At 29.5% G+C, this 13980-nt stretch carries 13 protein-coding genes; 3 read left to right on the top strand and 10 right to left on the bottom strand.

Annotated elements, in window-relative coordinates; genetic code table 11:
* Positions 1–8 precede the first annotated feature (8 nt).
* The 3 genes from FOC48_RS07605 to FOC48_RS07595 form a co-directional block, all read right to left on the bottom strand.
* Entirely contained in the window at positions 9–212 is a 204-nt protein-coding gene (locus tag FOC48_RS07605; RefSeq protein WP_003147826.1) for a CsbD family protein, read from the bottom strand.
* A 23-nt stretch (positions 213–235) separates the two neighbouring features.
* The gene (locus tag FOC48_RS07600) at positions 236–406 is read right to left on the bottom strand and encodes a hypothetical protein (protein ID WP_003147827.1); all 171 of its coding nucleotides are present in this window, start codon (positions 404–406) and stop codon (positions 236–238) included.
* Positions 407–527: 121 nt separating this feature from the next.
* Positions 528–767: a GlsB/YeaQ/YmgE family stress response membrane protein gene (locus FOC48_RS07595; RefSeq protein WP_003147828.1), complete on the bottom strand. Its 240-nt coding sequence runs from the start codon at positions 765–767 to the stop codon at positions 528–530.
* Between the two features lie 855 nt (positions 768–1622).
* On the opposite strand from FOC48_RS07595, the gene FOC48_RS10005 reads away from it, so the two are divergent.
* A complete protein-coding gene (locus tag FOC48_RS10005; RefSeq protein WP_081450717.1) occupies positions 1623–1727 on the top strand; it encodes a putative holin-like toxin in 105 nt (34 codons plus the stop codon).
* Positions 1728–2386: 659 nt separating this feature from the next.
* On the opposite strand, the gene FOC48_RS07590 is transcribed toward FOC48_RS10005, so the two are convergent.
* From FOC48_RS07590 to FOC48_RS07580, 3 genes are all read right to left on the bottom strand, one after another.
* Positions 2387–2857: a GNAT family N-acetyltransferase gene (locus tag FOC48_RS07590; RefSeq protein ID WP_003147829.1), complete on the bottom strand. Its 471-nt coding sequence runs from the start codon at positions 2855–2857 to the stop codon at positions 2387–2389.
* Positions 2858–3152: 295 nt separating this feature from the next.
* Positions 3153–3551, bottom strand: a complete 399-nt coding sequence (locus FOC48_RS07585; protein ID WP_003147830.1) for a restriction endonuclease subunit S — start codon at positions 3549–3551, stop codon at positions 3153–3155.
* A gap of 482 nt (positions 3552–4033) precedes the next feature.
* Positions 4034–4990, bottom strand: coding sequence for an aminoglycoside phosphotransferase family protein (locus FOC48_RS07580; RefSeq protein ID WP_003147831.1), 957 nt, complete (start codon positions 4988–4990; stop codon positions 4034–4036).
* Between the two features lie 242 nt (positions 4991–5232).
* Here FOC48_RS07580 and FOC48_RS07575 point away from each other — a divergent pair, with 242 nt between their 5' ends.
* Positions 5233–5469: a hypothetical protein gene (locus tag FOC48_RS07575; protein WP_003147832.1), complete on the top strand. Its 237-nt coding sequence runs from the start codon at positions 5233–5235 to the stop codon at positions 5467–5469.
* Positions 5470–5882: 413 nt separating this feature from the next.
* Here FOC48_RS07575 and FOC48_RS07570 read toward each other — a convergent pair whose 3' ends face one another.
* From FOC48_RS07570 to FOC48_RS10000, 3 genes are all read right to left on the bottom strand, one after another.
* Positions 5883–9605 carry a hypothetical protein gene (locus FOC48_RS07570; RefSeq protein WP_003147833.1) on the bottom strand — a complete coding sequence of 1241 codons (3723 nt, stop codon included), beginning with the start codon at positions 9603–9605 and terminating at the stop codon, positions 5883–5885.
* Between the two features lie 718 nt (positions 9606–10323).
* Positions 10324–11262, bottom strand: coding sequence for an IS3 family transposase (locus FOC48_RS09790; protein ID WP_231291960.1), 939 nt, complete (start codon positions 11260–11262; stop codon positions 10324–10326).
* Positions 11193–11747: a helix-turn-helix domain-containing protein gene (locus FOC48_RS10000; RefSeq protein ID WP_003148112.1), complete on the bottom strand. Its 555-nt coding sequence runs from the start codon at positions 11745–11747 to the stop codon at positions 11193–11195. The genes FOC48_RS09790 and FOC48_RS10000 overlap by 70 nt, the downstream gene beginning before the upstream one ends.
* Positions 11748–12200: 453 nt before the next feature.
* Between FOC48_RS10000 and yidC the strand changes: the two genes are divergently transcribed.
* A complete protein-coding gene (gene yidC / locus FOC48_RS07555; RefSeq protein WP_003147837.1) occupies positions 12201–13082 on the top strand; it encodes a membrane protein insertase YidC in 882 nt (293 codons plus the stop codon).
* A 178-nt stretch (positions 13083–13260) separates the two neighbouring features.
* Here yidC and FOC48_RS07550 read toward each other — a convergent pair whose 3' ends face one another.
* On the bottom strand, positions 13261–13938 hold the full coding sequence (locus FOC48_RS07550; RefSeq protein ID WP_003147839.1) for a hypothetical protein: 678 nt from the start codon (positions 13936–13938) through the stop codon (positions 13261–13263).
* Positions 13939–13980 lie beyond the last annotated feature (42 nt).

The raw sequence follows: 13980 nt of genomic DNA, 5'->3' as shown, positions 1-13980 counted from the left end.
TTTAAGAATTATTCTTCGTCTTTTTTAACTACATTTTTAACGCCTTCGATAGCTCCTTCTAGAGCATCCTTAGCATCTACAACAACTTCTTTAACTTTTGAAGCAACTTTTTCTGTAGTTCCTTCTTTTTCTAGTTTTTCATCACCAGTTAATTTTCCTACACCTTCTTTGACTAATCCTTTAGCTTGATCTAATTTTTCTTCTATTGACATAATAATACCTCCTGTTATAAAAGTTATTCTTCGTTATAACCAAATATTTCTTTTACTTCTTCTATAGCATTTTTTACTGCTTCTCTCGCTTCATCGGCAATTTCTTTGATTTCTTCATCTGATTTTTTTTCATCAACTTTAGATAAATGTTTATTTTTTCCTGCCGATATACTAGAATCTGGCGTTAGCACCATGTAAAATACCTCCTTTCACATAAAAATAGTAGTTTAAAAAAACGGTAATTAGTATGATTAGTGATATACTAAAACAACCTATTTAATTAATTTTAAATCGTACTATTTTTGAAAAGGCTATTTATTCTTTTTTACCAAAAAAGAATGATACAACAGCAATAACAATAACTGCACCTAGGATAGAAGGAACTAATGCCATTCCAGCTAACTTAGGTCCCCATGAACCAAATAGTGCTTGTCCCACAGAAGAACCTACTAATCCTGCAATGATGTTTGCAATGATACCCATTGCTCCACCTTTTTTAGTAATCCCTCCTGCAATAAAACCTATAAACCCTCCTACAATAATTGACCAAATCATATTTTTACTCCTTTCCCGTTTATTTAGACATTTATTATCTTAGTCGTTAGAATTAGACATAATAAGTAAATATCTATCTACTATTACTGTATATCAATAAATGTTCAAAGTCAAAGAAAACGCTCACAAAAAATGTTTAGTGTTTATATACAACGAATTTTTAAGATTACAGTCGAGTTTTTTAAAGATCCTTTATAAATAAAATCATTAAGTATATTTAATTTGTAGATTATTTATAGAAAAGCCCACCGACAATTTCGGTGGGCTTTTGGGGTCACTTTGGAGACAATCCAAAGTGTTATTTATTGTTTTTAGTCTATATATAACTTTATAAATACTATTAAAATAGGGTTTCTTAGGTTAAGTTACCTTTTTAGTTATAACTAAAATAAAACCCCTTATAAATTAGGGGTTTTATATATCTCACTATGTTAGCAGTTAGAACTAATAATCTTTTCCTCGCGTTGCTCGTTAAGATTAAAGTTCTTGTTGCATACGCTGTATCTAAGAATTATGTCGTCGTTATACTCCTAATAATTCTAAGTTACACCGCATTATTCCCATTCAATAGGGGAAGAATCTGTCCTGAGTGGTTGGTATCATAGGAAGTATCGATTTTATTTTTTATATTGGCAGGGGAAATGGCAGGGTATAAAAAGTATAATTATTTAGTAAAAAGTGTTGATATATTAGTATTTATAAATAGTTGATTATGATAGTTTAATTTGATATAATCAAAACTGGAGAGAGAAGTTAGGGGACATTAGTTCCCGATAAAGATGGTGGCTACTTCAATAAGAAAGGGGATGGTGCTATGCTCGCATACACTAAAATCTTGACGAAAGGAGTAGCAAGTTGTCAGCTTACGAAATTGTACAGACGATTATTGGAATAAATCTATTGATAGTTTCAGTAGTTAGTGCATGTATTGTAGCATTGAAAAAAGACAATAAAAAATAACCATCTTTATACTTTGGCGAGATAAGATGGTTATAAAAATTACTTAACCAGAGCCACCGTCTTTAAAACGGCTCTCTCTTTTATGCTTTTATTTTAGCATAAACGGAATTTAATTGCAATGATTTTGTCAGCTTATGAAATTATACAGACGATTATTGGAATAAATCTATTGATTGTTTCAGTAGTTAATGCATGTATTGTAGCGTTAAAAAAAGACAATAAAAAATAACCATCTTTACACTTTGGCTTTGGGTAAGATAGTTATTTAATAATTACATATTCGAGCCACCGTCTTTTAAGTTAGTCGTTTATTTTTCAAAGTCAAAGACTGAAGAAAAATATTACGAATAATTTATACTACGACTACTATAATTTCTACGAATGTAGTGAGTTAAGAAATTATTAGTAAAGTCAGTGTAAACGGTATTTCCTCCATATCTTACCATATATGAAGAAAGAAATCAAAGATTTTAATAAAAAGACCCCACCGAAAATTATTGGCGGGGAAAATGGTAGGATATAAATTTGTATTTATCTTGTATTTAGTTTTTAAAAGTAAACTATATCAAGTTTCTTGGTGAATATACTACTTTTATTTTTACTCATCGAGCTTTTAGATACTAAAATATTTTATTTATAAGTAAAGCATTATTGAAGTATTATTTTCCTAAATATTTAATATATATTTGACATGGATTCCATTCGTCCCATAAGGTAGGGAAACATTCTAATTCTTTATAACCCATTGCGATATAGAATTCATTAGTAATATCATATTCTTTGTAGTGTCCCATTTTTACAGTTTTCACCTGTGAGTAGGAATATCCAAGACCTTTTGCCATATTTTCGAATTCTGTATTTAGTTTTGTTCCAATTCCCATTCTATGAAATTTTTTCTTTATGCCCATTACAAAAATATCTGCAGTATCCTTACTTGTTGCATTTAATACGATAAAACCTGCAACTTCATTATCTGAATAGCAAGCCAAAAACGGTTTATCTTGTGAATCTTTAATATACTCTTCTGTACTTTCAGGTAGACCAAACCATTCAGGAAGGTCGTAAAGGACCTCTTTTGATATTATTTCTTTTTCTTTCTTGTCTATTATTTTTTTAATTATTAAATCCATATTATTTTCCTCTTAAAATTATAATTCCATTTAATTATAACACGGCTAATAGGTATCATTCAAGAAGTCACAAGAAATTGAAATGTTGCTATTTTAATAAAATTTGTTGTTGAATGTATTATTCTCGATTATCTATTTTTATATTTATATTTTAGTGTAGATAAGGTAAGAAATCAAAGATTTTAATAAAAAGACCCCATCAATAATTTTTGATAGAGTCTTTTTGGAAACACTTTGGAGACAATCCAAAGTGTTTTAACTTGTTTTTAACCTATATATAATTTCTAAAAGTCAGTTATAGCAAGGTTTCTTGACTTAAATTACTCTTGTTAATTATTCCCATTTTATAACCATAGCTATATTTTTCTTTTTGACTAGAAATCATAAACGAGATGAATTTAGCTACGTGGTCATTGTTGTATTTTGGAATTAATTTCCTCGTATCATTTCCGAAAAGTGCGGGGTACGAATGATAAAATGAATATCCGACCGAACCGTTACGATTAACCGATATACATTTTTCTTGTAGTGTAGTATTCGTATTAGAAATAAAGTAACCGATACCATTATTAGTAGCGGTAGCAGTAACATATGGAGTATTACCACTAATACGTTCTCTTTCATAAATATCTTTTCCAGATTTAATCTCACAGATATCCTCAATAAAAAATTCTCTCCATGAAATATTTTTCAATAAGTATTTGTTTTCAAGGAAGTATCATTATCCTCGTTAGTATCAATGCTCATAAAGTTCCTACCTTTACTCTAAGACTTCCTATTTCTCGCTCGCTTCTTTCTATCCTCAAATGCTTGGTATTCATTTAAACCAAGTCCGACTATCTCATAAATAAAAAGATAGCCTTCCTCAGCAAGAAGGTCTTTGCGTAGGAATTATCTCGCTCACTAACGATTAAAGTCCGCCGTGGTCTATTCAGTTGTCAAGGTTCATCTCCTAATCATCTGATGTAGGAGGTTGTTTTTTAGCATTCCTGTTTTAGGAATGAAAGAGACATAATGCCCCTCACCTATAAACCTGAAATAAGACCATGGTTGGTAACCTAAAAATAAAAAAACTCTTCGAATTTGAAATATGAAGAAAAAAAAGACAGCCTCAAAAGCTGTCCAAAAACCAAAAATAATCATTATATTTCTATAGTTTTTATTTACAAGAGTTAGTTACTGTTTTATGTTTTGTATGCTTAACCATTCTGAAGAAATAGTTAACATTCTATCTCCTAAACCTGTTCCCTCTATTAATTTCAAAAACAATCCTGTGGATACCAATTGAATGAACCCCCATTCCCATATACTCTGAATATCTATTCCTGTTTCTTTAAATAATAATGAGATACGCTCCTTCGCTTTTTCTATTGGGAAGTCTTCAAATTCATCTATCCACTCTCTCATGAGTACGCCAAGGTCATATCCTGGCTCTCCAATTATTCCATCAGGATCAATAAATTTAAACGATACTGGGTCATCGTTGAGCGTTTGTAAAATATTACCTGGGTGTGGATCTCCATGAACCAAAACCGGTTCATATAAATTAACACTTATTAATCTCGACTCCAAGTATAACATAGCTCGCTCAATAACTTTTTTATCGCAAGGTTTCCCAGTTTTTTCCCAAGAGTTAATTATAAACTTCCTAAACCACTGAATTAATTCTTTCATGGGCTTTAGACAATAATTTTCATCTATAGTAATCCATGTTTCCTTTAACAAAGAGCAGATAGTCTTTATTTGCTCTTCTGGCGAATAGGTTAACTCGTACATAGATAATCCTAAGCACTCTAACAGCATAGCCTTTTTTTCGATATCATATTTAATAAGTTTTGCATATCCATATCCATTTGCGATTTTATAGGCTTCTACCTGCTGGACAAATACTGAATTTCCTTCTAATTGAGGAATAAATATCTTCAATATACATTTTTTCCCATTGATTGAAGTACACCTTACTACAAAAGCTTCTGACCCTCCTTCAATAACTCCCTCTAAAGAAATTTCCCACTCTTTTCCAATGCCCTCGATCAAAGCGTTTAAGTTGTTTTTCCATTTAATCCCGTCAACATCTAAAGCAGTTAACTTTTTACCAACATCTTCGGGAATCAATTCATTCCATCTAACCATTTAGTTTAATTCTCCTTTTTAATATTATAATATTTATTTCCATATTTCTCCATTAATATTATAATATTTATTTCCATATTTCTCCATTAATATTCTCATCACAATCTTAGCTTAGTGTCAAAAAAGAGGGCAGCTACCAAGCCACCCTCTTACTACACATTATTCTCCAATAATCTCTTTAAGCTTCTTCAAAATCTTATCCCTCTTCTTCATCAAAGCCGGATGTGAAATATTCCTGTCAGATGCGACACTTCTTAAAGACTGTTCTTCAAAGTAGAAAATCTGAACAACATTATTCATCAGAAAAGATTAAAGAAATGATAGAGTGTGCTTTAGAAAAGGTGAATCTTAAAGAAATAAAAGTAATGATAAGAAAAGAAGATGGAAAAAAGAAAGAAGATTTATTTTCTAAATATAGTACAAATATAGAAGAGTTATGGTCAAGTGATTTAGAAGTTATCTCAAAGAGGAATAATTAGTTTTATGCAATATATCTTTTTTTATAAAACAAACCTCACCGAATTTTACGGTGAGGTTTTGGAGACACTTTGGAGACAATCCAAAGTGTTTTATGTTATTTTAAGTCTATATATAACTTTTAAAATGCTGTTTAAATAAGGTTTCTTGACTTAAATTACTCTTGTTAATTATTCCCACTCAATAGAGGAAGAATCTATCATGAGTAGTTGATATCATAGGGAGTGTCTACTTTATTTTCTATATCGGCAGGGGAAATGGCAGGGTATAAATTTGTATTTTTCCTGTATTTAGTTTTCAAAAGTAAACTATATCAAGTTTCTTGGTGAATATACTAGCTTCTATTTTTTTCTTTAACAACACATATACCAAGTTTCCCTTTTATTTTCGAACCTATCTAGAATATATACCACTACTACAAATAGTTTTCTGCATAGACCCTTTCTTGTATGGATAGATCATTGTAACTTTCAAACAATTTATAGAAGATTTTTGCAGTCTTTGGATAATTTGGTTCTAAATATTCAGCATTTTTTTTAAATTCTTCGGCTATCCTTAATTCTTCTTTTCCTGCCGAAGCGTTAAAAACACCACGTCTGTTGAACACAGAAATTTGATAACTATTAATCATTTTATCATCACCGTATTTTTCAATCATATTTCTTACTGCCTTACATGGTTCATGTCCATCATCATCCGCCGGAGAAAAAGAGAATACTCTGCCGAGCGTTGATGTAAACAAGCTTTCTTGATCGTTCTCGATTAATAATTCTCTATATGTTTTTATCCACGCTTCTAGATTATTTTCATCTACTTTTCCATCAAGTTCTGCAGGACAAAAATGGGCCTTATAATAGATTAAATGCATATTATGGATATATTTTTTCTCTTCAAATAAATTATCCGTAGAATTATGATCCTTTTTAAATATCGCAGCAACTAGTTGAGCTAATATTTCCGGAGACTGTTTAATCATTTGATGAAAACACTTCATTTGGTCCCAGGTTAATAAATTCATAAAAAATACTTCAATCTGGGATATTCGCTTGCATTTTTCTAAATCATTAATATATGCAGTTTGAATTACACTAATTAACTGTTCAGCATAATAACTTGTCATCTGATTAATTTCAAAACAGGGTATTTTCTCAATTTCATTAAAGCAATCAAATATTTTTTCTGCGGCTAAAGGTTTTCTATAGTGCATTTGATGAATTTGATTTAAATACATATCTAAAGTAGCATATTTCTTACATTCAGCTAGAAGCCATGAATCATTACATTCTTCACAATGAATGTATTTTTTCCAAAACTCTTTCTTAATTGATTCTGAAGCCATAGCTACTAATGGAATATTTTTTGTTCTAGAAGCTTCAATTCTATATACACTTGCTAATGTTTCTAATGAGTAATCACTACTTATTAAATCTTCAATGATTGAGCTATATGGTATACATTTTATATCATTGAATTCTCTCAAATAATCGCACGCAATCTGACCTGATGGTTGTGCTTTTAATAAACATCTGAATGTTGCATAATCCCACGTTCCATCATTCCAATATTTTGCTAAATAGGTACCTAAAGATGAATATGATTCATTATCGTATATTTTAGCTAATATTGATAAATCATAATTAATAGATTGAAATTCTAAGATTTTTTCTTTTATTAGGTTTTCTTTAGCATTCTCGTTTTTAACGCGTGCTCCATTTCTATCATATGGTTCAGGATGTAGTAGCGGGAAATCATAATTATTTTTAAATAAATAACCATATTCATACTCTGATGTATTAATATGTATCTTATTAAGAAGGTTGTTGTACTCAATAAGATTTTCTTCAGACATTGCCCAGTGAGAAGATGCGAAATATCTATGTGTAAAAATGAGATGACGAATCTTATTTTTAATTAGCATTACTTCTTCATCAGACATTTGACTTAGTTCGTAGAAAAGCTGTTCGAAAGACTTTCTTCGGAGTTCACCTGGTAATTCACTTGATAATTTAAGTATCTTTTTCCAACGATTTACTGAGAAATCCATGTGGTTCATTAGTAAGTTAAAATATCCTAATTGTGTATTTTTCATTTCAGCTATTGTTGTGGATTGTGAGTTATAATGTTCACGATATTTTGGTGTTGATAATTCACCGAATATACCTTTTCCATTGTAATCAATTGCTGAAAATAAGTATTCCCACGTATTATCATAATTAATTTTGAAGGCTATTTCGGCGGCTTTAATTTTTTCTTTTGCAGTCTGTAAAGGAGAAAAATTCATCCATATACAAAATATCTTTGAAATGGTGTCTTTAGGAGAATTAGATTTATAGTCAAACTGTTGTGAATCTAATTTAAGGAGCCATTTAAAGGATGTCCAAAAGAATTCTTTTTGAGTAATGAACTGTTCAATCCCCCATAGGATATCTATATAATGATTTCTATTAAAAGGAAAGTCATTTGATTGGTTTTGAAAAAGAGAAAACAATCCTGTATTTTCCTCCCATTCATGTTCAATTTTATCTATTACAGCTACAGGAGAAATCTCACAGAGTTCGGTCCAGAATTTTGATATATAAATCCATTGTTTTTCCGTTTTAACATACTTTAAAATATTCTCAACTAATTTGTTAAGGTATAATTGAGTTTCTTTATCACCATCGTCTATAGCTTTAATAAGTAATGTTTTTAACATTCCTTTTCGTATTGTTTTTGACCAAAACAATCTTTCACCTTTAAACTGTGCAAGAAGTCTTTCATTACCATCATAAGTAAATAAATTTTCAGATTTATTAATAACTTCAAGAAACACAGTAATAAATGATTTCCAAATTTTTTCGTTAGTTAATACATTGAGATAATCCCATATATTTTCAATACTTGCTAAATAGTATGATAGACTACCATTAAGCTTAACTCTGTATAGCAAAGGATCTTCTCCTTTTGCATATGGAAGAACTTCCTCAATAAACTTATCATATGAATCCTCATATAGAGATTCTATAATTAACTTATCACCGTCAGTTTCCTCCCAACTTCCAATAAGAAGACATGTTTTTTTTGCTTTTTCACTTATTCCAGTTATCCAAGTAGGTTTTTTTAAATATTCTCCTTTAAACATCTGCTTTTTCATTTGGCTATATAATCCATTTGTATCAGATAATAAAGAATAGGCTTTGCTAGATTCTAACCCTGCGGTGTGTAAGCATTTTAATAATGTATCACGCGTCCTTGGGCGTAACTTCAAAACACTTTTACCAAATACTGGAGTATTTTCATCCATTACGAAAATATTAGTATTGTTTTCAATTGCTGCTATCTCGTCAGCATAAAACGAAGGAATATAAATATTCCCTTTAGTCCCTGTTGATTGAAGTTTTTTCCACGATTCCAAATTTTTCACTATATAGATAGGTCGTCTATCATTAAGTCTCCATAATTCATTAAGAATACAAAAAATAGTTTCTTCTTTGTTGCGACCGCTTATGAATACTAATTCGTTATATCTTAAATTCACAAATTTATTTTGGAAATGCTCATCGTCGATAATGAAAAATTCAATTCCAATAGAGGGGTAAGCTGTACTTTTTCTAAGATCAATATCCATCTTTCCCGAAGATGAGATTTTAATTTGCTCACGATTATAAATTACAAGTTCCCTTGACATCTTGTCAATGCGATTCGTCAACTCTGAAAAAAGTTTTTTCTGCTCTGCTCTCCAGTCGTTAAGAAAATAATGTTCATATTTCTGAGGGTTTATATATCTTAACTGCTCTAGTACCGTGTACATAATTTTGTTAGTATAAGATTCAGCAATTTCGTGTGGAATTTCGTACTTATACATAAGCTGCATAAAAGATGTATATAGTTTATGCTGTAAATCGTAACCATCTTCAGTATTTAAATCCTCTGCAATCTTTGATAAGTTTTCTTCTGATAGTACTATCTTCAAGTCATCAAAAAACAAACTTTGGTCATTCTCATTTTTAATGAAAAATTCGCCTGTCTCTACAATTGTTTTTTTCCATGTGAGGGCGTCTTTATAATTTTTCAGTGCACTATTACCAGCTGAAATCAAAAGTTTTTGGGCTTTAGCAGTTCCAAGTGATGCAATATTATCTAATAGCAATCCAAGCATTTCAACCACTCCTTTATTCACAACAATAAGTATATCATCAATACCTTTATACTGTTTAATTTTCTCATTTTATTTAATATTTTAATTAAATATTTTCTTAAGTAAACTATAAATAACTTTTATAGTCTTGTTTGATATTATATATAGTTAAATTTTTTCTAATTATCTAACTACAATCCAATTTTTATAAAAATAAATGGGATAGTATTTTTATCTATCTCAATAGAATATGTATCTTTATGATATTAAGGAAAGATACTAATTCTTTTGAGATCGTATTAGTAAGTTATGTTTTCAACTAAGATATTAAGACATTACTGAGTTATTACACTCTCGCTTTAATATTTTTATTATAGCATATTTTTTATATTCGTAGAATATAAGAGGATATTTAATGGTTGTAATTCTTTTAGTAACACAATAGATGTGGGATAAAAAAAGAAGAGTAAATTCCTGTATAATGAAGTTACGATAAATCAAAAAAGTATTATTTAGAAAATATGGATGTTTTTGAAAAGATGTCGATGTGAAAAATTATTTTTTGTAATCTAGATAATGGAATTGACAAAAAGAAAGTATTAGTTTAAAATTGATGTATAAGCAAATCAAACAAATTAAACATAAACAAAAAAGACAGGAGTACCATGATCTGACCCCAAAAAGTTAGACTTAGGATAGCGTAATAGTTATAATGACTGTTACGCTATCTTTTTTATATTTATACAGTCATATGTTTTATTCTATATTGCTTAGGACTTAACCATCCTAGTTTCTCTTTTATTCTCTCTTCATTATAGTATTTTATATATTTTTCAATAGCTAATTTCAGTTCCCTATAACTATTATATGTTGTTCCATAGTATATCTCTTGTTTTAATATTCCGAAGAAATTCTCCATTATCGAATTATCCAAACAATTTGCTTTTCTAGACATACTTTGGTAAATACGTTCTTCTTTTAACCTTTTCGAGTATGCCTTCATTTGATAAGCCCATCCTTGATCAGAGTGGAAAGTTCTCCTATAAGGGGATTTAGCTGTGACTTTAATAGCTTTTTCTAGCGCATCCATTATATTTTTAGCTGATGGGCTCTCACTTATACTATAGCTTATTATCTCACCATTATACATATCCATAAATGGATCTAAATAAAGTTTCTTTACTACTAATTTACCTCTCTCATTAACTTCATAATATTTAAATTCAGTTGTGTCTGTAGTGATTTTTTGATGTGGAATATTAGTATTGAATCGTCTTCTAATTCTATTCTTAGCTGTTTTTCCAATTTTCCCTTTATATGAATTGTATTTTCTACTTTTTCTAGTGAATGATGTAACCTGTAAGTCTAATTTTTGTATAATTCTTTGAACTTTCTTTTTATTTATTATATATCCTAAATTACGTAACGCACCATATATACGTCTATAACCATAATCTTTGTTATTCTTTCTTATTTCTAATATTTTCTCTTCAATTTCTTTATCTGGATTAACTCTATCGAATCTCTTCTGCCAGTACATATATGTTGCTTTTGGCATTTTCGCATATAAAAGAAGGTCTTTAAGTATGAATTCTCCTCGGAGACTGCTTATAATTCTCGCCTTCTTTTCATTTCTGCTTCTTCCGCTAAACGCAGTCTCCTCGCTTCTTTTAAAAATGCATTTTCTATCCTTAGTTGTAGTAATTGATCTTCTAATTCTTTTACATATTCTTTAGATATATTATCATTTGTGGTTTGACTTGTTGTTTCCTTACTTAACTTTTTAGGTGATTTAGCCATTAAGATTTTCCGACCTTTCCTTCGCTCTCTCAATGCATCAGGACCAGCTACTCTAAAGCGATTAACCCAGTTACAAATAAGTGCTGGATTATTTATACCTTCTTGTAAAGCTAAGTCATTGTATGAGAGTTCACTTGTTAAGTATAATTCTACAACATATATCTTTTTTTCGAAAGGATATTCTTCATTTTTTCTTGAACGATATAATCCATCATCTCCATATTTCTTATATTTGGCAACCCAAATTTCAATATTATTATGAGATTTTATATCATACTTTTTCGCTAACGATCTTATGCTTATGTTTTCATTTATATACTCTAGTACGACTTTCTTTTTAAATTCAAAATTATATTTAGTCATAAAAATACCGACCTCCAAAAAGTTAGATTTTTTGGTCTAACTTTTTGGGGTCGGTACACCATTCCTGTCTTTTTTTATCTCAAGGCTAGTTACTTTCTAAAAATTCTATCTAGCCATTTGCAAATATAATAAGCAGCTATACTTGCCGTGATAGAAAGTGTAAAATCAAACCAATTAAACATAAACCCACCTCCCTCTGTTGCGAGTTTAGTGAAAAGTAGCGGAGTAATTATATCATGAAATTATGATAATACAAAATAATTCTTTCTGGTGCAGAGCAAAAAATAAAAAAGTAAAGGATTAGCAAGGAAGATTTTTAAGGTTACGAAAAAATACTCTTACCCTTTACTTTTTTAAGCCAATAAGTTATCTTAAATTCTTTATGTTTTTTTGTTTTTTTATTAAAAATATGATATTATATATGGGACACACAAATATACGGAGATTAAAATTATGAAGAAGTATCTTTTATATGCATATATATTAACTTTAACCACAATGCTATTTGGATGTTCTGCTCAGGACAGTGATGGTTTTTTTTATAATACTTTCACTAAAAATATGGATGTATTTTTAGCGTATATAAATAATTATATTGGAGTTTGGGGAATTTCAATTATTATTATTACTCTTATTGTAAAGGGGATTATCTTACCTTTTATGCTTAAAAATTATAAGAAGCAACGTATATCATCTATGAATATGGAGCGTGCAAAACCCGAGTTGGATATTGTTCAAGAAAAGATAAAACAGCTTAGAGAAAGTGAAAAAAGGGTGTTTAGTAATGATGAGCGAATGAAAATAAGAATGGAACAAGCAGAACTACAGAGAGAGATTTTCAAAATCTATAAGAAGTATGATTGTTCTCCAGCAATTTTCGGGAATTTAATACCTATTTTAATTCAAGCACCATTTGTTACAGGATTATATTTTACTTTACAAAATCCAATATATTCAAAAGATATCTTAAATTCAAGTTTTTTATCTATTTCTCTTGGAGAAAAATCCTATATTATTTTAATACTTGTTTTTATTGTTTATATGGTAGTTGGAAAAATTTCTCAAAGTATGATGCAAGCCAATCCTATGGCGCAAACTAATCCCGAAGCAGAGCGTATGCAGAATATGTCAAAAAATATGGTGTGGATAACACCGATAATGTTAACTTTTATTACCTATACGAGTATAGCAGCAATAGGGATTTACTTTATAGTTAGTGGAATTTTAGTTATTTTTCAAATATCCCTTGGGCGTAAATTATATCCGCCATATATCCCAAAGCTAACTACTATAAAAAGTAAAAAAGTAACTAAAAATAAATTAGTTAAAAGGTAAGAACTTATAAAATAAGGCTGTATAATAGATCCGGAGCATGATTTTTCCCATGCCCCGGATTTATTATACAGCCAGTAAAAATGCCAAGCAGCTTAAAACTGCTTAGCATTTTATATCGTTATTTTCTCATGCCCAGAGCCACATTTTATAGAAATATTTGGTATAGAGTAAAGTTAACTTATATTAAATTTAGTATACATGATATTAAAGATAACATTCTAAAATATAAGTATTCTATGAATTGACTGTTAGGTAATTTTTTCTGAGTGATTTCTGAGTGTCTTATTGAATAGGAATTGCCAATTTTTGTTAACTCTCTAAATTCGTTATCGAGCATTTGAGAAATTTCTTTATCACCATTTGTAATATGAGCAATAATGGTATTAATAGAAACTTTTTTATCAATGCCCTTAATAGTTTTTAGTCGTTCAAAAGCATCCCATATCTTCTCAAGGCCAATCTTCTTTTGATTATAACCTTCTTTACTGATATATATTTTAGATTCAATAATTAAATTGTGTAACTCTTTTTCAGTAGCCCTAGGAATATTATGAATAGAGTCTTTTGCCTTATTATGAATATAGGTGCCATCCATCTCTAATTCATCTTCATTTATTGAAATCCAGGTTAATAAAGCGGTTTTTAACTTTTTTAATTCAGGCCTAAAATCAAATTCTAGGCCAATAGTGCCTATTTTGCCGCCTACTTTAATGTGTTTGATAATATCTGGTAAAAGTATGGAATATTTTGTTTCTAAATTACTCCATAATTCACCAGAACCATTCCTATTATTTAATTGTTTTTCAATTTGTCCAATGTCTTCTTGGATGGTATTGAAGACTTTATTTTTGTTCAATATAGTATACCTCCCAATTTTATGAAGCTTTAATTATTTATG

Origin of the sequence: Gemella haemolysans (assembly GCF_012273215.1) — a bacterium.
Taxonomy (GTDB): domain Bacteria; phylum Bacillota; class Bacilli; order Staphylococcales; family Gemellaceae; genus Gemella; species Gemella haemolysans_A.
The sequence above is the reverse complement of the archived record's forward strand: the minus strand, read 5'-3'. Positions and strand labels throughout refer to the sequence as shown.

What these genes read in the sequence shown, in the direction of transcription:
- FOC48_RS07595 (WP_003147828.1), bottom strand. Translation starts at nt 767, where the DNA reads ATGATTTGGTCAATTATTGTAGGAGGGTTTATAGGTTTTATTGCAGGA.
- yidC (WP_003147837.1), top strand. Translation starts at nt 12,201, where the DNA reads ATGAAGAAGTATCTTTTATATGCATATATATTAACTTTAACCACAATG.
- FOC48_RS07605 (WP_003147826.1), bottom strand. Translation starts at nt 212, where the DNA reads ATGTCAATAGAAGAAAAATTAGATCAAGCTAAAGGATTAGTCAAAGAA.
- FOC48_RS07580 (WP_003147831.1), bottom strand. Translation starts at nt 4,990, where the DNA reads ATGGTTAGATGGAATGAATTGATTCCCGAAGATGTTGGTAAAAAGTTA.
- FOC48_RS07590 (WP_003147829.1), bottom strand. Translation starts at nt 2,857, where the DNA reads ATGGATTTAATAATTAAAAAAATAATAGACAAGAAAGAAAAAGAAATA.
- FOC48_RS07570 (WP_003147833.1), bottom strand. Translation starts at nt 9,605, where the DNA reads ATGCTTGGATTGCTATTAGATAATATTGCATCACTTGGAACTGCTAAA.
- FOC48_RS07600 (WP_003147827.1), bottom strand. Translation starts at nt 406, where the DNA reads ATGGTGCTAACGCCAGATTCTAGTATATCGGCAGGAAAAAATAAACAT.
- FOC48_RS10000 (WP_003148112.1), bottom strand. Translation starts at nt 11,747, where the DNA reads ATGACTAAATATAATTTTGAATTTAAAAAGAAAGTCGTACTAGAGTAT.
- FOC48_RS07575 (WP_003147832.1), top strand. Translation starts at nt 5,233, where the DNA reads ATGCGACACTTCTTAAAGACTGTTCTTCAAAGTAGAAAATCTGAACAA.